Source organism: Metabacillus sp. KH_069, from assembly GCF_057838075.1.
The window spans coordinates 3,388,551-3,410,582 of record NZ_CM174460.1 but is presented as its reverse complement, the minus strand read 5'-3'; the positions used below and the strand labels follow the sequence as shown (position 1 = coordinate 3,410,582).

16 protein-coding genes, 1 pseudogene and 1 other annotated feature are annotated in these 22,032 nt (G+C 40.8%); of the genes and pseudogenes, 8 read left to right on the top strand and 9 right to left on the bottom strand.

Translation table 11 applies throughout. The features are described 5' to 3' along the window. Positions 1 to 984 (bottom strand): annotated as a pseudogene (locus AC3ISE_RS17175) (NAD-dependent epimerase); the annotation flags it as partial. 501 nt (positions 985 to 1,485) lie between these two features. On the opposite strand from AC3ISE_RS17175, the gene ccpA reads away from it, so the two are divergent. Further along, on the top strand, positions 1,486 to 2,490 hold the full coding sequence (gene ccpA, locus AC3ISE_RS17170; RefSeq protein ID WP_191555854.1) for a catabolite control protein A: 1,005 nt from the start codon (positions 1,486 to 1,488) through the stop codon (positions 2,488 to 2,490). 103 nt (positions 2,491 to 2,593) lie between these two features. Here the strand turns inward: ccpA and AC3ISE_RS17165 are convergent, their stop codons facing one another. The 3 genes from AC3ISE_RS17165 to AC3ISE_RS17155 are packed head-to-tail and all read right to left on the bottom strand — an operon-like array spanning position 2,594 to position 5,083. Then, positions 2,594 to 3,772, bottom strand: a complete 1,179-nt coding sequence (locus tag AC3ISE_RS17165) for an acetoin utilization protein AcuC (protein ID WP_489224365.1) — start codon at positions 3,770 to 3,772, stop codon at positions 2,594 to 2,596. Continuing rightward, a complete protein-coding gene (locus tag AC3ISE_RS17160) occupies positions 3,766 to 4,410 on the bottom strand; it encodes an acetoin utilization AcuB family protein (RefSeq protein WP_489221907.1) in 645 nt (214 codons plus the stop codon). The genes AC3ISE_RS17165 and AC3ISE_RS17160 overlap by 7 nt, the downstream gene beginning before the upstream one ends. A 40-nt stretch (positions 4,411 to 4,450) precedes the next feature. After that, positions 4,451 to 5,083 carry a GNAT family N-acetyltransferase gene (locus AC3ISE_RS17155; RefSeq protein ID WP_489221906.1) on the bottom strand — a complete coding sequence of 211 codons (633 nt, stop codon included), beginning with the start codon at positions 5,081 to 5,083 and terminating at the stop codon, positions 4,451 to 4,453. Between the two features lie 163 nt (positions 5,084 to 5,246). On the opposite strand from AC3ISE_RS17155, the gene acsA reads away from it, so the two are divergent. Next, on the top strand, positions 5,247 to 6,965 hold the full coding sequence (gene acsA / locus AC3ISE_RS17150) for an acetate--CoA ligase (protein WP_489221905.1): 1,719 nt from the start codon (positions 5,247 to 5,249) through the stop codon (positions 6,963 to 6,965). 93 nt (positions 6,966 to 7,058) lie between these two features. Here acsA and AC3ISE_RS17145 read toward each other — a convergent pair whose 3' ends face one another. Then, positions 7,059 to 9,980, bottom strand: a complete 2,922-nt coding sequence (locus AC3ISE_RS17145; RefSeq protein ID WP_489221904.1) for a transglycosylase domain-containing protein — start codon at positions 9,978 to 9,980, stop codon at positions 7,059 to 7,061. Between the two features lie 142 nt (positions 9,981 to 10,122). Then, positions 10,123 to 10,351 (top strand) — a binding site (T-box leader). Between the two features lie 50 nt (positions 10,352 to 10,401). Here AC3ISE_RS17145 and tyrS point away from each other — a divergent pair. Both tyrS and AC3ISE_RS17135 read left to right on the top strand, forming a co-directional pair. Further along, positions 10,402 to 11,670: a tyrosine--tRNA ligase gene (gene tyrS, locus AC3ISE_RS17140; protein ID WP_489221903.1), complete on the top strand. Its 1,269-nt coding sequence runs from the start codon at positions 10,402 to 10,404 to the stop codon at positions 11,668 to 11,670. 316 nt (positions 11,671 to 11,986) lie between these two features. Then, complete coding sequence (locus AC3ISE_RS17135) at positions 11,987 to 12,205, top strand: hypothetical protein (protein ID WP_489221902.1); 219 nt, start codon at positions 11,987 to 11,989, stop codon at positions 12,203 to 12,205. Between the two features lie 112 nt (positions 12,206 to 12,317). Here AC3ISE_RS17135 and rpsD read toward each other — a convergent pair whose 3' ends face one another. Further along, on the bottom strand, positions 12,318 to 12,920 hold the full coding sequence (gene rpsD, locus AC3ISE_RS17130) for a 30S ribosomal protein S4 (RefSeq protein ID WP_070876502.1): 603 nt from the start codon (positions 12,918 to 12,920) through the stop codon (positions 12,318 to 12,320). Between the two features lie 348 nt (positions 12,921 to 13,268). Here rpsD and AC3ISE_RS17125 point away from each other — a divergent pair, with 348 nt between their 5' ends. After that, a complete protein-coding gene (locus AC3ISE_RS17125) occupies positions 13,269 to 15,059 on the top strand; it encodes a sensor domain-containing diguanylate cyclase (RefSeq protein ID WP_489221901.1) in 1,791 nt (596 codons plus the stop codon). A gap of 115 nt (positions 15,060 to 15,174) precedes the next feature. Next, positions 15,175 to 16,359: a methionine gamma-lyase gene (gene megL / locus AC3ISE_RS17120; RefSeq protein WP_489224364.1), complete on the top strand. Its 1,185-nt coding sequence runs from the start codon at positions 15,175 to 15,177 to the stop codon at positions 16,357 to 16,359. A 48-nt stretch (positions 16,360 to 16,407) separates the two neighbouring features. Here the strand turns inward: megL and AC3ISE_RS17115 are convergent, their stop codons facing one another. Beyond that, complete coding sequence (locus AC3ISE_RS17115) at positions 16,408 to 16,887, bottom strand: GAF domain-containing protein (protein WP_489221900.1); 480 nt, start codon at positions 16,885 to 16,887, stop codon at positions 16,408 to 16,410. A 132-nt stretch (positions 16,888 to 17,019) separates the two neighbouring features. Between AC3ISE_RS17115 and refZ the strand changes: the two genes are divergently transcribed. Continuing rightward, positions 17,020 to 17,664 (top strand): forespore capture DNA-binding protein RefZ, encoded by a 645-nt coding sequence (gene refZ, locus AC3ISE_RS17110; protein WP_489221899.1) that lies wholly within the window; start codon positions 17,020 to 17,022, stop codon positions 17,662 to 17,664. A 15-nt stretch (positions 17,665 to 17,679) separates the two neighbouring features. Here the strand turns inward: refZ and hisJ are convergent, their stop codons facing one another. Further along, complete coding sequence (gene hisJ / locus AC3ISE_RS17105; protein WP_489221898.1) at positions 17,680 to 18,483, bottom strand: histidinol-phosphatase HisJ; 804 nt, start codon at positions 18,481 to 18,483, stop codon at positions 17,680 to 17,682. Positions 18,484 to 18,710: 227 nt separating this feature from the next. Here hisJ and ezrA point away from each other — a divergent pair, with 227 nt between their 5' ends. Next, entirely contained in the window at positions 18,711 to 20,414 is a 1,704-nt protein-coding gene (ezrA, locus tag AC3ISE_RS17100) for a septation ring formation regulator EzrA (RefSeq protein WP_489221897.1), read from the top strand. 44 nt (positions 20,415 to 20,458) lie between these two features. On the opposite strand, the gene brnQ is transcribed toward ezrA, so the two are convergent. Then, positions 20,459 to 21,817, bottom strand: a complete 1,359-nt coding sequence (gene brnQ, locus AC3ISE_RS17095; protein WP_489221896.1) for a branched-chain amino acid transport system II carrier protein — start codon at positions 21,815 to 21,817, stop codon at positions 20,459 to 20,461. Positions 21,818 to 22,032 lie beyond the last annotated feature (215 nt).

The following is a 22,032-nucleotide window of genomic DNA, read 5'->3' as shown; positions in this document are numbered from 1 at the left end:
ATAATATTCTTTATACCAATCGACAAATTTTCCAATGCCTTCTTCAACAGATGTTGCGGGTTTAAAATCAACGTCACGCATTAACGCATCTACATCTGCGTAAGTTGCGGGAACATCTCCGGGCTGAAGCGGAAGCAATTGTTTTTCCGCTCTTTTACCTAATTTATCTTCTAGTACTGTAATAAAGTGCATTAGATCGACCGGCTGATTGTTTCCGATATTATATACCTTGTATGGGGTATGTTCTGAAAGGTCAGAAGGAGCGGGTTTTCTATCGATTAATCTGACAATCCCTTCAACAATGTCATCGATGTAGGTGAAGTCACGTTTCATTTCTCCATTATTAAATACACTGATCGGCTCACCGTTCAAAATCGCTTTCGTGAATTTAAACAGAGCCATGTCAGGTCTTCCCCATGGGCCATAAACCGTAAAGAAACGCAAACCTGTTGTTTTAAGCCCATATAGATGACTATAAGTATGAGCCATCAGTTCATTCGCTTTTTTAGTAGCTGCATACAAGCTTATGGGAGTATCTACAAAATCATTTACGGAAAAAGGCATTTTTTCATTCGATCCATAGACGGAGCTTGAGGAGGCATAGAGGAGATGGCTGATTTTATGATGGCGGCAAGCTTCAAGAATGTTCATGAATCCTACTATATTAGATTGGATATATGCATGAGGATTATCGATGCTGTAACGAACACCGGCCTGAGCTGCAAGATTGACAACTTTTGATGGGAGATGTTCAGAAAACGTGCTTTCTATTAAATCTTTGTCTTCCAATGGTCCGTAAATAAAAGTGAAATTTTCGTGATCTTTTAACAAATTCAGACGTGAATGCTTTAGTTCTACATCGTAATAATCATTCAAATTATCAATTCCGACTATTGAATAGCCCTCTTGCAACAATCGTTTTGATAGATGAAAGCCTATGAAGCCTGCACATCCAGTAATGAGAATTTTGTTAGAATTTGACATAAAAATCGCTCATATCCCTTCAAATAAGTGTTAACACTACTTGTATATGAAGGAAATGCATTATGGTTCTTAAATCTATGAAATTTGGGGAGTAACCTATTAAAGATAGAAATCAGCGTGAAGAAGGAATTGGCTTCTATTTAATAGAGAAATAAAAATGAACAGGTAGAAAAGAATTCAGCAGGCAGATGCAAATCCATGATTATCCTTGCACTTTTCATCAATCTTCTTTAAGATAAAATACAGTCAATCTGTTTTTGTATTGATTGCTCAGTTATGAACAAAAATGAAACTGCTTATGAAAACATATGTAAATAGGCTGTAAATAGATTGCTTACGTTTTCATAGTGTCGTATCATTATGTACATACATGCATAGCTTTTGTGATGAGAGAGTTTATTGCCCGTATATACGGGATAAATTGAAAATTGGTGACATTTTACTTTGAAAATTGTAAATGCTAATTATACATAGATATGGAATTAGAAGGAGTGTAATAAAATGAATAATATCACAATTTATGATGTAGCCCGTGAAGCAAATGTTTCAATGGCTACTGTTTCCCGGGTTGTAAACGGCAATCCGAATGTAAAACCGACAACACGGAAGAAAGTATCAGAAGCAATTGATCGCCTCGGCTATCGCCCGAATGCAGTTGCTCGCGGACTTGCAAGTAAAAAAACGACAACAGTAGGCGTTATTATTCCTGATATCTCAAGCACTTTTTATGCTGAGCTTGCACGCGGTATTGAAGACATTGCCACAATGTACAAGTACAACATCATTTTGAGCAACTCTGATCAAAACCGTGATAAAGAATTGCACTTGCTTAATACAATGCTCGGCAAACAAGTGGACGGCATTGTTTTCATGGGCGGAAATATTACTGATGAGCATGTAGAAGAATTTAAACGTTCTCCTGTACCGATTGTGCTTGCAGCTTCAGTTGATGTAAATGAGGTAACTCCATCTGTCAACATTAATTATGAACAGGCAACGTTTGATGCTGTTTCCATGCTGATTGAAAAAGGGCATAAACGCATCGGCTATGTGACTGGGCCAATGGAAGAGCCAATCAATAAAGAAATGAAAATGAACGGATACCGCCGTGCACTTACAGAAGCAGGTATTGCCGTTGATGAAGATTTAATTACTGAAGGTGACTACACCTACGATTCAGGTCTTGAAGCATTCGAAAAAATTAACGAGTTATCTGATAAGCCAACAGCTATTTTTGCCGGCACAGATGAAATGGCATTGGGAGTCGTTCACGCAGCGCAGGATAGCGGCTATGTGATTCCAAATGATATTGAGATCATCGGGTTTGATAATACAAAATTAGCAACCATGGTTCGTCCTCAATTAACAACAGTTGTTCAGCCGACATACGATATCGGTGCTGTTGCTATGCGTCTTCTGACTAAGCTGATGAACAAAGAAGAAGTGGAAAATCATATTGTTGAGCTTCCGCACCGCATTGAAATCAGACAATCAACTAAAGCATAATAACACAAAAAGAGCATTGGCTTAGCCGATGCTCTTTTTGTTATGTTTCAAAAAAACCATACAAATAGTAAAAGTATGGATTTTTTCGGTCCATGCTTTCTCTTCAAGATAGGGTCTTTCTGTCTTTTCCATGATTTTGCCTGAGAGGATAAAGAGCTTTCGCCACAGTTTGAGCGTTTTTTTCTTCGATTTCAAGTTTCCTGGGAATGGCTTTATATTGATCCTTGGCGTCTTCCCAGACAGAGGGGAGGGTAACGGGTGCTTCCGGCTGCCAGCGTTTGATCCATTCCTCAGGAAGCGATCCGGCTGCAGTCTGCTGTTTCATCTGCAGCCAGATCATTGCCCAGGCCCTCGGGACGACTCTCCAGATATCATAGCCTCCGCCTCCAACTGCAATCCATTTCCCGCCGCAGTATTGATCTGCAATTTCCTGAGCGATTTTAGGAATTTCCTTGAAAATCGCTGTTGTCGTTGCAAAATGGGTCAGAGGATCATAGAAATGCGCATCTGCTCCATTTTGAGTAATAATGACATCAGGCTTGAAGAATGCTGCTATCTCTCTAATGGACTGTCTGTAGGCATCGATCCATGATTCATCTTCTGTAAAAGCATCAAGCGGAATGTTAAAAGAGTATCCGTATCCTTGTCCGGCACCCCGTTCGGTCACATTGCCTGTCCCAGGAAATAAATAGCGGCCGGTTTCGTGAATCGATAACGTGCAGACGGTTGGATCATCATAAAACGTCCATTGCACGCCATCCCCATGATGAGCATCTGTGTCAATGTACAAAACCTTTGCCTGATATTTTTCCTGAATAAACTTGATGGCGACAGAGCTGTCATTGTAAATGCAAAAGCCTGAAGCTTTTCCGCGGAAGCCGTGGTGAAGTCCGCCTCCGAGATTAAGAGCCCGTTTAGCTTTGCCTTCCATTACTTGTTCGACTGCAGTAAGAGTTCCTCCAACAAGCAGGGCACTTGCTTCGTGCATGTTTTTGAAAATAGGTGTATCCTCGGTCCCGATGCCGTAATTAAGCGCTTCTTTTGGATCCAATTCTCCAGACCCTGCTTTTTTGACAGCGTCTATGTACTTTTTATCGTGAACAAGAGCAAGTTCTTCATCCGTCGCCATTCTTGGTGCAGCCAGTTCATCATCTGACAATGCGTTCATCTTTTTCAGAAGGTCATATGTTAATTCCACCCGCAGCTGATTGAACGGGTGATCCTGGCTGAATTTATATTGCTGAAAAAGAGGAGAATAGATGAAAATATTTTCTTTCATGATGAAATCCCCGGGATGTTAGGCCATAAAACGGTATATCCTTCTTTATTGAGCTCATCAATCAGTGCCATAGGATTCATGGTCTGCACTCTGAATACGAGAACTTTGAACCGCTCGTCTTTGTCAGGATAAACAAGAACACTTGCAATGTTTACTTTGCTTTTTCTGAAAACATCAGATACCTCAGACAGCATGCCGGCAACATTCGGAACCTTGACCTCGATTTGTGAGCCGGGCTGATTCGCTCCTGTCAGCTGAACAAAGGTATGGAGGAGATCTGTTTCTGTGACAATGCCCACTAGTTTCCCGTGCTTAATAATTGGCAGGCAGCCAATTTTGTGCTCATAAAAAATAGAAGAAATCTCCTCGACAAAATCAAGAGGATGACCAGTAATAGCATCTTTTTTCATGATTGATTTTAATGGTTTATTCAAGGTTTCTTTATTTTCACTCAGCTGAAAGATTGAAGGACTTGCATCTTTAATGTCACGGTCGGACACAATCCCCGCCAGCAGGTCATTTTCAGCTACGATCGGGATATGGCGGATTCGGTGTTCAGCCATTTTTTTAATTGCTTCTGCAATGGTAGCATCAGGTGTCAGTGTCACAATATCTTTTTTCATGATTTGTTCAACTATCATACATAAAACCCCTTTGTTTTAAAACGTGAACGAAAGAAGATCAGTACATAAACCGGTTTTTAAATCTGAGCTGATCAAACTGCTGAATTGAATCCTGATCCACTCTTTTTCCGATTTTAGCCATAAGGCAATTTGCGGGGTGGGAGCTGATTTCTGGTTCATCTGTTGCATACCACTCCAAACCGCCGGCATTCATCATTTTCTCCATCACTTTCCGGTATTCCCACACATTAAGTCCTGTGCCTTTTAAATCCCAGTGCCAATAATATTCTGTGGTGATGGTAATATAGTCTTCCATTGCATCATCCATCATGGAAACTCTCAACAGGTTTTTTCCGACAGAATAGCCGCGGTATTCAGGAATAACTTCGATTGCGCCAAGTTCAATGAGGTTTTCCATCTTGCCTTCTGACCATCTCTCCAGTGGGTCTGGATATAAATATGTAACATACCCGACAATGGTATGGCGATTTCTTGCTATAATAATACGTCCTTCGGGAAGAGCAGCTATTTCAATCAAAGCTTTGTGCTGCTGCTCAGGCTGCCTGAAAGCTACCAGATCATGATGAAATTCAAGACCTGCCAGTTTCTCGGCTTTTATTGGACCTTCGATAATGAGCGGCCCATAAGGAGTTTTAATCTCTTTTGCGTTATAGGTTTTAGGATGTTCCATTCATTCACCGCCTTCTATTGATGCTGGACTTAAATCTATTATACTAGAAAATCTGATAAATGAAGCGGTTACATTTAAAAACTGTGATTTTTTTAAAAATTGAGAAAAGATAGAATCTGTTCTATAATAGAGAATGTATATACTGAATAAGGGGGAGTTAAAGATGAAGTTGGAAGCGCTGCCAGCAGCAAAGGGGAACCACAATCTTGAAGACTATGCAAAAGCCTATGAAAATTTTGATTGGGCAGAAGCAGAAAAGCATTTATCGTGGTCTGAAACAGGGAGAATTAATGCTGCATACGAAGCAATTGACAAACATGCAGAATCTTTTCGGAAAAACAAGGTTGCCTTGTATTACCGTGACCCTGAAAGAGTAGAAAAGTATACGTTTAAAGAGATGAAAGATTTCTCAAATAAAGCAGGAAACATTCTTCGTCAATGTGCAGATGTAGAAAAAGGCGACCGTGTTTTCGTCTTTATGCCGAGAACTCCTGAATTGTATTTTACGGTGCTTGGTGCGATAAAGCTCGGAGCCATTGTCGGTCCTTTATTTGAAGCGTTTATGGAGGGAGCAGTGAGCGACCGCCTTCAGGACAGCGAAGCTAAAGTCATTGTGACAACTCCAGCGCTTCTTGAAAGAGTTCCGATTAATGATCTCCCGGCTCTGAAGCATGTTGTGCTTGTAGGAGAGAATGTTCATGAAGATGGTCCATACATAGATTTCTTGACAAGAATGAAGACAGCAAGCAATAAGCTTGAAATAGAATGGGTAGAAAAAACAGATGGACTGCTGCTCCATTATACATCTGGTTCAACCGGCAAGCCGAAAGGGGTTCTGCATGTTCATCAGGCGATGATTCAGCATTATCAGACCGGCAGCTGGGTTCTTGATTTAAAAGAAGACGATGTTTATTGGTGTACAGCCGATCCAGGATGGGTCACAGGGACCGTTTACGGGATCTTTGGACCTTGGCTGCACGGAGCATCAAACGTCATCGTAGGGGGCAGATTTAAGCCTGAACAGTGGTATGAAACAATCCAGAATTACGGAGTAACGGTTTGGTACAGTGCACCAACTGCTTTCCGGATGCTTATGGGTGCAGGAGACGAGCTTGTGAAACAGTTTGACCTCAGTTCATTGAGACACATCTTGAGTGTTGGGGAACCGTTAAATCCTGAAGTTGTCAGATGGGGCGTAAAAGTCTTTGAAAACCGTATTCATGATACATGGTGGATGACAGAAACGGGTGCACAGGTAATCTGCAACTATCCGTCCATGGAAATCAAGCCAGGGTCAATGGGGAAACCAATTCCGGGCGTCCAGGCTGCGATTGTTGATGACCAGGGCAATGAAGTTCCGCCATACCGCATGGGAAATCTGGCGATTAAAAAAGGCTGGCCTTCCATGATGCATACCATCTGGAACAACAAAGAAAAGTACGAGTCTTACTTTATGCCGGGAGACTGGTATGTTTCCGGGGACTCGGCCTACAAGGATGAAGACGGCTATTTCTGGTTCCAGGGCAGAATTGATGATGTCATCATGACATCAGGCGAGCGCGTCGGTCCATTTGAGGTTGAAAGCAAGCTTGTCGAGCATCCTGCGATTGCGGAAGCTGGAGTAATCGGAAAGCCGGATCCGGTCCGCGGTGAAATTATTAAAGCGTTCGTTGCGCTTCGGGACGGATACGAAGCTACAGATGAACTTAAAGAGGAAATCCGCAATTTTGTTAAAAAGGGGCTTGCTGCTCATGCAGCACCGCGTGAAATAGAATTCCGCGATAAGCTGCCAAAAACACGAAGCGGAAAAATTATGCGCCGTGTCTTAAAAGCGTGGGAGCTCGATTTGCCGACTGGCGATTTGTCGACAATGGAAGATTAATAGAATCAAATGAAAAAAGCTTGCAGATAGTCTGCAAGCTTTTTTCGTATAGTTCACTTTCATTCTTAATCTGGTTCAGGATGCTTCTATAGGTCAGCCGTTTGGTTTTTCTTCTTTTGGAGGAGTTTGCTCCTCATTATCCGCTGGCTTCTCCGGAGGTTTAGGGTCCGGTTTCGGATCGGCTGGTTTTGGATCTTTAGGTTTCGGATCCGCTGGCTTTGGTTCAGCCGGTTTCGGATTTTTAGGTTTAGAATCAGCAGGCTGCGCTTTCGGCTTTTGAGCTTGATAGGATCCGCTCGTTACAGTAGCAGATGCAGGTGATTCTTTTCCCGCTACATCAACTGCCACTACATAGTAGGCAGCAGGTGAACCTCCTATTGATGCAGAAAGACTTTTTGAAGCAGGGATGCTCGCTACTTTTTTGAAGTTCTTAGAGAAGTTTCCAGCTGCATAAACGCGGTAGCCTACAACATCGGAATCACCGCTTGTGTTCCAGTTCAGGCGGCCGCTCCCGATTCTTACTCCGGATACTTGTGATGGAGCAGAACCGTTGTCCCGAATTTCATTTCCATCTGTTACAACGATATTGCCCCAGTTTGTTTTGTTTGGCAGCAATTCTTTTAAATCGCTGAAGCTGCTTAAATTATGCTTCTGTAAAATTTCCTTTTTCAGCATCACACCTTGCTGAACGAATTCAGAAGGAGCAGAAGGCGGTACCTTGTATGCTCTGTCTTTTACAAATACATATTTTCCTGATGTTAAGCTGTCATCTGTTTTTGTTGGTACGAACTTCGCATTAAAGAGGTCTGTTGCAACAAGTCCGGCCTGCTGGCACATCGCAGAAGGCAGATCCCCGGACAGTGCGCAATATGATTTCTGAACGATTCCGCCGGGCATTTTAAACGTTTCTTTAGGGGCGATGAGCCCCGGATTCACATCATGAGCTGCATTCATCAGCTTTGACCATAAAAGGATGTTTCGGCGGCTGTAGGACATGCCCTTATAATCTTTTTGAACAGATTTAGGAGTATCGTATCCGATCCACGTTCCAAATGAAACATTCGGATTTGTGCCTACAAACCAAATATCCTTATAATCTTGGCTGGTTCCTGTTTTTCCTGCCCAGTCCGCGCTGAATGACAGGTAGTTCTTTGCGGATGAACCCGTTCCTTGTTTGATAACATCGCGCATCATGTCGATTGTTAAATAGGATGTCTGAGGTGTAAATACATCTATTGCTTTTGATTTGTGCTGATAAATGACTTCACCTGATTTTGTCTCAATTTTATCAATGAGATAAGCATCGATAAACTTTCCGCCATTTGCAAAGGTTGCATAGGCGTTAACGTTTTCTTCAACGGTAATGCCATTGGTCAGCCCCCCGATTGAGGTAGCTGGACCGCCGTCGGCTTTAGAGATGGTTGTGACTCCCATTTTCTTTAAATAGTTGAGAGGATTTTGATCTATCACTTTTAAATATGACTTGATGGCAGGTATATTATATGACTTTTCAAGTGCATAGCGGGCGCTTGTAAATCCATGGAAGCGGCCATCGAAATTCTTGGGGTTCCATTCGCCGATTTGCATTGGTACATCTGCAAGAACCGATCCAGGCTGGATGGCGCCGGTTTCCATTGCTGGAGCATAGGCAAGCAGCGGCTTCATCGTTGAGCCATTCGATCTCGGCGTATCCATCGCGTGATTAACCTGTTCTCTTTTATGATTTCTTCCCCCGACGAAACTGATGATTTTTCCTGTTTTATTCTCAATTAAAACAGCACCAACTTCAACGGGCTCCTGAACTTGTATTTTCTTCCCGGTATCTTTGTCTATTTTCACTTCAGGTTTATCGCTGCCGTAGTATTCATACGATTCAGCGATGGTTTTCATTTTGTCGTAAATATCTTTTTGAATAGTTGTATGGATTTTATAGCCGTTTTGCCTTAAGTTACGGTCAGCAAGTGCTTTGTATTCTGCGTATAATTCTTTGTTTTGCTTCAGTTCATCCATTTTATGGCCGTCTTTTTCAGCAAGCTGCGTTAAAATAATATCAGTAGCGCGTTCTTCGATTTCATAAGTCAGCCAAGGATATTGTTCAATGGAGGATGGCTTGGCCTTGGCCAGGCTCTTCCTTAAATCAAATTTGCTTGCTTCGTCGTATTCTGCTTGCGTGATGAAGCCTTTTGCATACATACGTCTCAGTACCGTCTTCATTCTGGATGTTCCAGCATCGAGGTTTTCCTTTATTTCACCTCTGTTTGTAAATGGAGTATAGCCGAATGGACTCTGAGGAAGTCCTGCAATAAAAGCGGATTGGGGAAGGGATAAATCCTTCGCATCCACACCAAATATCCCTTGTGCAGCGGCCTGTACACCGGCAATATTTCTGCCGGAAGCGTTTCTGCCTAAGTCTGCTACATTCAGATAAGCCTCCAAAATTTCCTCTTTTTCAAAGAAGCGCTCAAGTCTGAGAGCAAGCAGGATTTCTTTGGCTTTGCGGTCAAAAGAAACTTCATCTGTAAGAATTTGATTTTTTATCAGCTGCTGAGTGAGCGTGCTTCCCCCAGAACGGTTAGAGGAATTTGTTACTTCTTGAAAAAGTGCGCGCATAATTGCTTTAGGGACAACCCCGTCATGTTCGTAGAAAAACTCGTCCTCCGTAGCGATGACAGCATTTTTTACATGCTTTGAAATATCATCAATCTTTACTTCCTGCCGTTCAATATCCGCGCGGAGCTTCCCTAAATACACAGAATCAGAAAAATAGATCTGCGAGGTTTCTTCGTAATTATAAATATCTTTTTTCATGGAACTATAAGTGCGGAGAGGTTCATCTTTAACAAGCGATGCGAAATAACCTGCGCCGATTCCGCCGCCAAATGATGCGGCAATTAAACCGATGACAAAAAAGATCAGCATCAGGTTCCAGACGACACCGTATGTAATATTAAACCCTTTAACTGTTCTATGTTTGTAAGGCATAAATTTGCTGTACCAAGTTTTGAATTTATCCATTTATGTATCATCCCCCTATACAATCCTTTCAATTATATCATATAAAAACAGTACTTTTGTATGATTATGTCAGATGGTGATGAATCGTTTGACAAGTGAAATTCTATATGGTAAAAAAGATTTATTAGAATTTAAAAGAATTTAAAATGCTTTGAATGGAATAAGTAGTGAACATCTCCCTGTTTTAGAAAGCTGATGGCCGATGAAAATCAGTACACAGATGAATCATGAATTACCTCCAGGAGCTTCTTTTGTGAAAGGCTGAAATGCCAATTAGCGAAAGACGGTCAGAATGCCGTTATATATGCCGAGATAGGAATCAGTATGTCTTTTTCCTAAGTAGGGTGGTACCGCGTAATCACGCCCCTTCATTTATGAAGGGGCGTTTTTGTGTATTTATGAAAAAAAGGAGAGTGTCAGAATGAGCGAATTACTGAAGGATCTTCAGTTCAGAGGACTAATTAATCAAATGACAGACGAAGAAGGCCTGAAAAAGGTTTTGGAAGAGGAGTCTGTGAAATTATATTCCGGTTTTGATCCAACGGCAGACAGTCTGCACATTGGACATTTACTTCCGATATTAACTCTTCGCCGCTTTCAGCAGGCCGGTCACCGTCCGATTGCTTTAGTAGGCGGAGCTACTGGCTTAATTGGCGATCCAAGCGGAAAGAAAGCAGAGAGAACGCTTAATACTTCAGACATTGTACAGGAGTGGTCAAACAAAATTAAAGACCAGCTTTCCCGTTTCCTTGATTTTGATCCTTCAAGTGAAAACCCGGCAACACTTGCCAACAACTTTGACTGGATCGGATCGATGGATTTAATTACATTCTTAAGGGATGTGGGAAAAAACTTCGGCATTAACTACATGCTGGCAAAAGATACGGTGTCTTCAAGAATTGAATCCGGAATCTCATACACAGAGTTCAGCTACATGATTCTGCAGTCATATGACTTTTTAAATTTATACAGATCAGCTGGATGCAAACTTCAAATTGGAGGAAGCGATCAGTGGGGCAACATTACAGCAGGTCTTGAATTGATTCGCAAATCGGAAGAAAACTCCAAAGCATTTGGTTTAACAGTTCCATTGGTAACAAAATCAGACGGCACAAAATTCGGCAAAACAGAAGGCGGCGCCATCTGGCTGGATAAAGAAAAAACGACACCTTACGAGTTCTACCAGTTCTGGATCAATACAGATGACCGCGACGTTATGAAATACATTAAGTTCTTCACGTTCATGTCACACGCGGAAATTGAAGCTCTTGAGCAGGAGCTTATGAGTTCTCCAGAAAAACGCGCTGCCCAAAAAGCGCTGGCTGAAGAAATGACAAAGCTTGTACACGGAGCGGAATCTTTGGATCAGGCCATTAAAATTTCTCAGGCTTTGTTCAGCGGCAACATTAAAGAGCTGACAGGAGATGAAATAGAGCAGGGCTTTAAAGATGTGCCTGCATTTACAGTAGAAGAAGCTGAAATCGGCTTAATCGATTTGCTTGTTCATGCAAAGATCTCTCCTTCAAAACGCCAGGCAAGAGAAGATGTTTCAAACGGAGCAGTATACATCAATGGCGAGCGCATTCAGGACACGAACAAAGTTCTTGGAGCAGAAGACCGCATTGATGGTAAATTCACTGTTATCCGCAGAGGGAAGAAGAAGTACACGTTAATTCAATACAAGAACTAATGAAAAGAGCTAAGTGGTATTTCAGCCGAAACCTATAAACGTTTAAACTTGAGTGGATTGTAGCGGAAGGCAAGTGCCTGCAGCGGAAAGCAACGGGTGAATGTATAACCAAAACCATTATTAATGGGAAAAGAGCCAAAAAAAACGAAGCATGCTATTAAACAGCATGCTTCGTTTTTTAATTTAAGTGCATTTATTTATAGAATGGACCTTTGCAGTATTTCTTCCAAAAATTACACAAACTAATTTCATTACTTTCAGTTGTAATAGAACGTGTGTTTGCATATGATAAAAGGAGAATAAAGGAGCTGATACGATGAAGGTCTTATTGGAGAAATCAAAAAATCAGCAGATGCCGATTGAAATGATTTATCTTTCTGAAAAAGGATTTCTTACGCAAAGAACGATTATTGTGAAAGAAGTAAATGAACATTACATCAAGGTCTACTGTTTCTCTAAGCAGCAGATAAGGATCTTCAAAACAGGCAATATTCTTTCAGCTGCGATTCAAAAGAGGAAAAGAAAATTTGCTTAGTGTTTTTTTAATGGCAGAGAAGATTACGATTCAGTGTGAGGGGATGCAGAAGGTTTCATATAAAAGAAAAACCCTGGAAATCGTTTTATCAACGTTTCCAGGGTTTTTACAATTAACGAGAGTAGAACTCAACGATAAGAGCTTCGTTAATTTCAGCAGGCAATTCAGAACGCTCTGGTAAGCGAGTGAAAGTACCTTCTAATTTGTCAGCATCGAAAGTTAAGAATTCAGGAACGAAGTTGCTTACTTCGATTGATTCTTTAACGATGTCAAGATTACGTGATTTTTCACGTAAAGTGATTGTTTGACCTGGTTTCACTTGGAATGATGGAATGTCTACGCGGCTTCCATCAACCATGATGTGACCATGGTTAACGATTTGACGTGCCTGACGGCGAGTGCGGGCTAAACCAAGACGATAAACAACGTTGTCTAAACGAGACTCAAGAAGAATCATGAAGTTTTCACCGTGTTTACCAGTCATTTTAGCAGCTTTGTCAAATGTGTTGCGGAATTGACGCTCGTTCACACCGAACATGTGGCGAAGCTTTTGTTTTTCTTGTAATTGTAAGCCGTACTCAGATAATTTTTTGCGTTGAGTCGGGCCGTGCTGACCTGGCGCGAATGGACGCTTTTCTAATTCTTTACCTGTTCCGCTTAATGAAATTCCCAAACGACGGGAAAGTTTCCAACTTGGACCTGTATAACGAGACATATATGTCTCCTCCTTACATGTTTTTATTTGGCATAAAATAAAAACAGACTGACCCTGAACTGACATGCACATTTTGTTTTCATATATCCTCGCTCCAGCAGCAGAGAGTTACACGATACACCTCACAATGGAGGAACAAAATGAAATCACAGCAGCGGTATCAATAGGCTGCGAATATTTATTTTACACAACGAATATTATATGATTTTAATAATATAAAGTCAAGCAAACATTCGAAAAAAAGTGAGGGATGGAAGTTTAGAAAAACACATTAAATAGGTAAATTGGAAAATATTCTATGTTATACTGAAATGAATAATGCAGGATTTGACAGTACGGGGGATTTTTGTGATACATCTATCAGAATATACGTTAATGTCTATTAAGAGTCTTTTCTTTGATTATATCAGCAGCGAATGCCTGCAGAACAGCAAAAAACATGAAGAACATTTTGTCTGCACCCTTCAAAAAGCAATGGAATCAGAGGATGCTGCTCTTTTTAAATATGAAAATCATAAATATGTTCTGCTTGCTTCAACATCCGGCTTCTATCAATGCGATCGATTTATTAAACAGCAGGAACGGATTGAAATGCATGATCACGAGGCGGAGCTATTAATCCCTGGTGAATATCTTATAGTTATAAAAATAAAGAAGAATGCTTTCAGCAAGGAATTCTACGAAAAACTTTATAGTGAATGCGAACAATTCCTTTCCTATTTTATCAGAATGTCCAATAAAATGGAGAGTGACGCTAAATATAAATCTCTGTATCAGCTGACAGAAAAACTTCATTCGACAATGAATAAGGACGAGGTATTAGATCAGCTGATTGATTCGCTTCAAACGATGTTTCCAGCCTATCTTTTTTATCTGTTTTTGTCACAGGATAATGACAACAAACAAAATTTGCCGATTAAAAGCTTGGATTACGAAGGAAATTACGGCAATGAAAAAGCGATGGAGGCATATTTGTCAGGTGATGTGCAGTTTGAGCTGTATGAACATTCAAATCATCTTGTTGTATATGCTCCGCTTAGAGGAAAGCAGGGGGTTTACGGAGTTTTAGAAGCCACCAAGCAAAATCAGTCTCATTTAGACAAGGAAGTGATGCTGATTATTACATCTCTGGCAAAGGCTGCCGGCCATGCACTTGAAAATGCAAAGCTTTATGAACAATCAAAAAAGCTTGTTTCAGATCTGCAGCTTATAAATGAAACATCTCACCGGCTGAATAAAAATCTGAGGCTGGTTGAAACGATGACTTTCATGTCAGACCGAATCATGCGTTCATTTTCTGCTGAAGAGGTTGGCTTTTATTATATGAATAAGGATGGGCAGCCCTGTATATTGCCGGGCAGTACGCCTTTTTTTCACAAAGGAGAATCAGAGCCTTATTTGAATTTGGTTCACAGCAAATTCAGCCGGCATCTAGAAGGGTTGTTTATCGGAGAAGCAAGTGGAAGCGGCAAATTACAATATTCCTCTCTGATTGCCATACCAATGATTCAAAGCGAGCAGCTGAAGGGATTTGTCATTGTTCTTCATTCTGACTCTTATCATTTTACCTTTGAGATGTTTAAGCTGATGCAATCACTTATTCATCATTCTACGCTGGCGCTTGTAAATTCCATGCTCCGGGAAGAGCTTGAGATGCTTGTAAAAACAGATCATTTAACCAATTTACATTCCCGCAACTTCTTGGATGAGTCTGTACAGAGTTCTCTGGGTAAAGACAGTCAAGGAACGTTCATTCTTATGGACATAGATGATTTTAAGCTGGTGAATGATACATATGGACATCAAGTTGGTGATGAGGTTCTCATTCAAGTAGCAAGGATTATCAAAAGCAATATCCGTGAACAAGATGTGGGTGCAAGGTGGGGCGGAGAAGAACTTGCGGTTTATCTGCCGCAGACTGATCTTGCAACAGGAATCTCAGTAGCGAACCGCCTTGTTGGTTCCGTGCTGAAGGGTACAGATCCGACAGTTACTGTTTCTTGCGGAGTCGCTCATTGGAAGGATCGCCGGCATGATACGCTGAAAAGAATAATCAGGCGTGCCGACAAAGCTTTATACAGTGCAAAGGAAAGCGGGAAAAACCGCGTCATTTTTCAACAGGATATAGAGGTCGGATAAGAAAGATGTCATCTTAGAGAGGTGACTTCTTTTTTTGCCTAATCAAGAAAGCGCTTTCAAAATCTATAGAACTATCATATGATAATGAATGTAAACAGAGAAGGGGGAGAGAACACTGGGGAAGGAATTCAGCTTTGAAACAAAAGTCATTCACGGTCAAAAACCAATGAAGGACCCATATAACAGTTTGACGCCTCCGCTTTATCAAACAGCGACGTTTGTATTTGACCGGGCGGAAACAGGAGAAAAGCGTTTTGCGGGAGAAGAAGAAGGTCATATTTATTCCCGGTTAGGAAATCCGACTGTACAATTGGCAGAACAGAAAATCGCGGCACTTGAAGAGGCAGAAGCGGCACTTGCCTTCGGTTCCGGTATGGGAGCTGTATCAGCGGTTCTCATGTCTATGGTCAAAACAGGTTCCCATATCCTATGTTCTAAAGGAATCTATGGATGTACATTTGGATTGCTGAAAATGCTTGAAGAAAAATTCGGAATCACTTATTCATTTTCAGAATTGAACAGTATAGAAGAAATAGAAGCAGCCATTAAGCCGGAGACTTCATGCATCTATATTGAGACACCCATTAACCCAACTATGCAGCTGATTAATTTAGAAACAGTGACCGCTGCTGCAAAAGCACACGGATTAAAAGTAATTGTAGATAATACCTTTTGTTCACCATATCTGCAGCAGCCGCTTTTGCTGGGCTGTGATATTGTTCTGCACAGTGCAACAAAATATATCAGCGGCCATGGCGATGTGATTGGCGGTTTTGTTGCAGGCAAAAAAGAATACATTCACAAACTTGCCATGACGGAAAGAAAAGATATCGGAGCCATAATGTCTCCATTCGATGCCTGGCTGCTGCTTAGAGGATTAAAAACACTGCCTGTCCGAATGGACCGCCACTGTGAAAATGCAGGGGAAATTGCAAAGAGGCTGCTTGCGCATCCCTCTATTGAACGTGTTACCTATCCATTTTTAGGGAATCCGGAGCAGGTTGCTCTTGCTAAAAAGCAAATGAAAAAGGGAGGAGGACTCATTACCTTTACTCTTAAAAACCATGATAAAGCAGCAGCACAGGCGTTTATCAACTCGCTGCGGCTGATAAAGATTGCCGTCAGTCTTGGGGATGCAGAGTCCTTAATTCAGCACCCTTCAACAATGACGCATTCCGTAGTTCCAGAGTTTGAAAGAATGCAAATGGGAATCGAAGATAATCTTGTCCGGCTGTCGGTAGGCCTTGAAAGCGTCGAAGATATTTGGGAAGATCTAGAACAGGCTTTAGAGCGAAAATAAAACAAAACCGGAACTTTAAGGGTTCCGGTTTGTTCATGTTCATCATGGTCACAAATAGTCTGTCAGAGCTTCAGTAAATTGCTCCAAGTATTCTTGATCGAGTTCGCTGAAACGATTTTTTACAGGGCTGTCGATATCAAGCACGCCTAACAGCTCTCCTTCTTTTACAATAGGAATAACGATCTCAGACTGTGATGCTGCATCACAGGCGATATGGCCAGGGAAAGCGTGAACGTCAGCAATCCGTGCTGTTTTTTGATTGGCTGCAGCTGTCCCGCATACTCCTCTGCCCATAGGAATTCTGACACATGCAGGAAGACCCTGGAAAGGCCCCAGTACAAGTTCGCTGTCTTTATATAAATAGAATCCGACCCAGTTCACTTCTTGCAAAAATTGATTCAATAAAGCAGAAGCGTTCGATAAATTAGCGATCCGATCGCTTTCTCCGTCTAATAGTGCTTTAAGCTGTTTAATGAGCAGCTGATAATTTTCTTCTTGTTTGCCGCTGTATTTTTCGACATGAAACATGATGATTCCCCACCTTTGTGTATTTTTCCCCATTATTAAAATGAGCGAGACAAACTTTGTCGAGAAAACATTAAAGGATAAACCTCCTGCTTCCTTGAAATAACAATAGTAATGATGAAAGGGGTGAGAATTATGCCAATCCAGCCGAACGTCCCCAATCAAACGAAAGAAAAGATTATTGACGCCGCTGTAGCATTATTTAACACACAAGGCTTTAATGGGACTTCTGTCAGGGAAATCGCCAAAAAAGCAAATGTAAATGTTGCTCACATCTCCTACTATTTTAATGGAAAGGGCGGCCTCTTGGAGTACCTGGTCTCCAAGTATTACGAAGGATACCTTTCTGTCATTGAAAAAGGCTATATTCGCCTGAGCCATGAAACACCGAAAAATTGTCTTCTGCTCTTAATTCAGGATATTTTAAACTACCAGCATCAAAATCGTCAACTTGCAAGGTTTGTTCTAAGAGAAGTTACCTTAGATTCTACCTTAATCAGAGAAGTAATGACGACCTATCTGACGAAGGAAAAATACTTTTTTAAAGCCATTCTTGAAGAGGGCATTAAAACCGGTTATTTCCGCAAGGCGCCAATGGTGCACATTTTAGTGCAATTAAAGAGCCTGCTGAATATGCCTTATCTTCAGCCTCAGTATATGAGTGAAGTTCTCTATATACAGACACATGAAACTTATTTCGTAAAGCAATACTTCCATGAAATTGAAATATGGATCGATCATCTGCTTTGCGACCCAGCACAAAAAGAAGCTATTGTTTAAGAAATACATGTGAACCTAAGAAAGAGCCTCTTCAAAAAGGGAATAGTGTGCACCAACATCCTTTGCACTATGGGCGTCAGACCCGTATATGAGAGGGATGTTTTGTTTTTTCGCCTCGCTTATCATCCATGGATCAAGATAGATGGCTCCGCATAAATCTTTCCTTAAACCTGCCACATTAAAATCAAGCTCCATGTTCTGCTCTTTAACGGCGTGCAGCAGGTCATACTGCATGTCTTTTATATTGAAATCTGCAGGAAACCGTTTTTGGAATTTATTTATCAGAGTGAGATGACCCAGCCGTTTAGGTTTATGGGGACCTAGATTCGATTTAACTGCGGCAAGCATTGTTTCATAATATTTTATATGAAGTGATTCCAGGCTTCCTGCGGCCTCCATCATTTGCAAGAACGTATTCTCATGAAAATCTGCGCAATAATATTGGCCATTTAAATTTAAAAAGTGAACCGACAGCACAGCATCGTCAATATATCGGCCGTATCCAGACAGAAACGATTCTGTTTCACGTTCAAAACCTTCTATATAATCAATTTCAAATCCGAGATTAATCTTAATGTCATTTGAGTATTTTTCTTTTACTTTTAACAGTTGTGAGATATAGTCGTTTAAAAGTCTCATATTCATTGCACTGTCTTTATCAGGAACGGGATCGGAAAAACCCTCCGGCAGCGGGGCGTGCTCCGTAAATGTCAGCTCTTCTAATCCCATTTTCAGAGCTTTTTCGATATACATTTCAAAACTGTCTGCTGTACCGTGGGGACAAAATGGCGTATGGACATGTCCGTCTTTTTTTCTCAAGCTTCTCACACCTCTCGAAAACCGCGAAATATGGCGATAAATTATGTAAAAAAATTTAAATTATCGGTCAAAAATTGTCGTTTACATGGTATCATAAATACAATGAAATAACATCATTCACAAATAAATACACTTTACATAAGAATTCGACAATCGTTACTTACATTCATATAAAAATATTATACCTTGTTATGACGATTTGCTGGAACACAACGAGGGGGCTCATTATGGAAGTCGTTATTGGACTTATTGTCATTTTGCTGGTTTTATTTAGTGCCGGCTACGTTATCAGAAGGAACATATACAAAGAAGTTGATCGTTTAGAAGCCTTGAAGATTGAGATTATGAACCGGTCGATAGTAGATGAACTTTCAAAAGTCAAAGACTTGAAAATGACAGGACAAGCCGAAGAATTATTTGAACGGTGGAGAAAGGAATGGGATGAGATTATTACAGCCCAGCTTCCTGAAGTAGAGGAACTTCTGTTTGATGCAGAGGACTATGCGGACAAATACCGTTTCACCAAATCCAAAAAGGTTTTGGAGCATATCGAAAAAACACTGAAGCTTGTTGATGAATCGATTGAAATCATTATATCGGAGATTAATGAGCTGATATCGAGCGAAGAAAAGAACAGCACAGAAATAGAGGACGTAAGGGCAAATGTGAAAAAAGCAAAAAAGACGCTTCTTGCACACAGCCATACGTTTGGAAAGTCTCATGCAAAGCTTGATGCAAAGCTTGGGGAGATTGTTGAAGCATTAAAACAATTTGAAGCAGAAACCGAGGCAGGCAACTATTTGGCTGCAAGAGAGATTCTGCTCATTCAAAAAGAAGAAATTCTGATCCTGCTGTCTAAAATCGATGACATACCAAAGCTTTTGGCAGAGTGTCACACGGTTATTCCAAATCAGCTGGCAGAGCTTGCCGAGGGTTATCAGGAAATGCTTGATAATGGCTTCCATTTGAAGCATATTCAGCTTGAAACAGAGCTTCTTAAGATGACTAAGCAGCTTGAGGAGCATATGGAGCTTCTGGCTGAAGCAAATACAGCTGAAGTAAAAGATAGCTTAGAAGAGATTCAGGAAGCAATTGACACATTCTATGATCTTCTGGAAAAAGAGGTACTCGCCCATCATTATGTGCAATCTGCCACAATCAAGATTGATCAGCAGCTTGCAGACCTTCTCGCTAAGCGCAAAGAAACACAGGAAGAAGCAGAACTTGTAAGACAGAGCTATCAAATTTCTGAAGCTGATTTAGATAAACAGAGAAAACTGGAAAAGCAAATTAACTCACTATATAAGCAATTCTCTCATATTCAAAACAACCTGCAGACAGAACAGCTTGCTCATTCGATTTTAAAAGAAGAGCTGGAAGAACTTGAGAAGCATATAGCTTCTGTTAAAACCGAGCATCAGGATTTCAGTGAATTGCTGCAGGCACTCCGCAAAGAAGAGCGGGAAGCAAGGCAAGCATTGTCTGATGCAAGAAAACAGCTGCACGACTCCAGCAGAAAAATTCAGAAAAGCAATGTGCCTGGACTGCCTGAAAGTCTTGCTCAGCTTCTTCAGGACGCCAAGCAATCGATCTCTCAGGTTTCACGCAGGCTTGAAGAGATTCCATTGAATATGGTTGAGGTTAATGCACTGCTTGATGAAGCTGTTAAGAACATAGAGACGTTCTCCAAGCAGGCCGAAGAAATGATTGAACAAGTCTATTTAGCTGAAAAAGTAATTCAATATGGAAATAAATACAGAAGAAGAAATGGAACTGTCGCTGATCAATTAAAAGAGGCAGAATTGCATTTCCGCAAATATGAATACAGCAAGTCGCTTGAAAAAGCAGCCGCGGCTCTTGAACAAGTTGAGCCAGGTTCACTCTCGAAGCTTCAAATCATTTTGGATGAAGAAACAAAACCATCCTCATAAGAAAGATCCCGTACCTCATGGTACGGGATCTTTTTTATCAATTTTTATTTTCTTCGCGAATTGGCCAAGGCTGCGCCGCTTTTTTGATTAGTCCGAGTGGAGGAGATGATAAACCCAATAATACCGCCAATGACAGCAGGAACTAAGAATCCAATGCCGTAGTCGAATAACGGAACAATGGATGTAAGCCACTCGTCAGCTGCTCCTGGGAGCAGGCCTCCAGCTTTTAATCCATCAGCAATGCTAATAACCGTCGTCAAGATTAAACTGCAAATGTAAACTTCAGGTACACCTTTAAAATAATGGTGAAGAAAAGAAAGAATGATCAGAACGATTGCAAGTGGATATAAAGCAATCAAAATTGGTACAGAAAAGGCGATTAGCTTTGTTAATCCCGCGTTTGCAACGATTAAACTGAATAAACAAATAACTGTAATGATCAGTTTATACGAAACACTTGGAAAAACCTTTGAGAAATACTTGCCGCAGGCTGAAACCAGGCCAATGCTTGTTGTCAAACAAGCAAATGTAATAGCAGTGCTTAAAATCACATTTCCTAATGAACCAAATAGGATAGTAACTGATTCCGATAAAACAGCTCCGCCATTATCGAGATAACCAATTTGAGTTACGCTTGTAGCTCCCAAGTACGCAAGGGAAATATAAACTGCTGCAAGACCTGCAGCAGCGATTAACCCGCATCTGATACAGATTTTTGCAATGGCAGAACGGTCTGTAATGCCTCTTTCTTTGACTGCATTGATGACAACAATACTGAAAACTAGAGCAGCAAGAGTATCCATTGTCAAATATCCTTCCAAAAATCCTTTGAAAAAGGACCCCTCTGCATATTCTCCTTTTGGAACTTGCATTTCTCCCATAGGTGTTACAAACATTTTAATAGAGATAAGAGCAAGTACGATCAGCAGGATTGGGGTTAAAAGCTTACCGACTGTATCTACAATCTTCGTTGGGTTGAGAGACAGCCAAAACGTAATTCCAAAAAAGATAATGGTAAATATAAATAAAGGCAAACTGCTTTCTGCTGCTGACTCTGTCAAGAAAGGCAATATTCCAACTTCATATGTGACTGTTCCTGTCCTTGGAATGGCAAAGACAGGTCCTATGGCTAAATATAAGATGAATGTAAATACTAATCCGAAAACTGGATGTACCCTGCCTGCGAGAGATTGAACATCACTGCCTGATACTCCTATTGCGACAACCCCAAGGAGCGGAAGTCCGACACCTGTTATCAGGAATCCGATAATCGCCTCCCACATGTTTACACCAGCCTGCTGGCCTAATCCAGGCGGAAAGATTAAATTACCTGCTCCAAAAAATAAAGCGAAGAGCATAAGTCCTATAGTTAAAGTTTCTTTTAATGGCAATGATTTTGACATGAAAATCCCCCTGAAGACTGAGTGTTAGGAATGTATCCGTTTTCATCCTACCACATTATCTAAAAAATTTGTCGAAAAATAAGATTAAATCAGTTTTTATTATATTCAAAAAATTTAATATGTCAAATAGTCAAACATTTATTTCTTATTTGCTGATTTTATGTTATTATGATTGTTTGTTTCGTACATCATTACTCTTTTCTTTAATTATACAG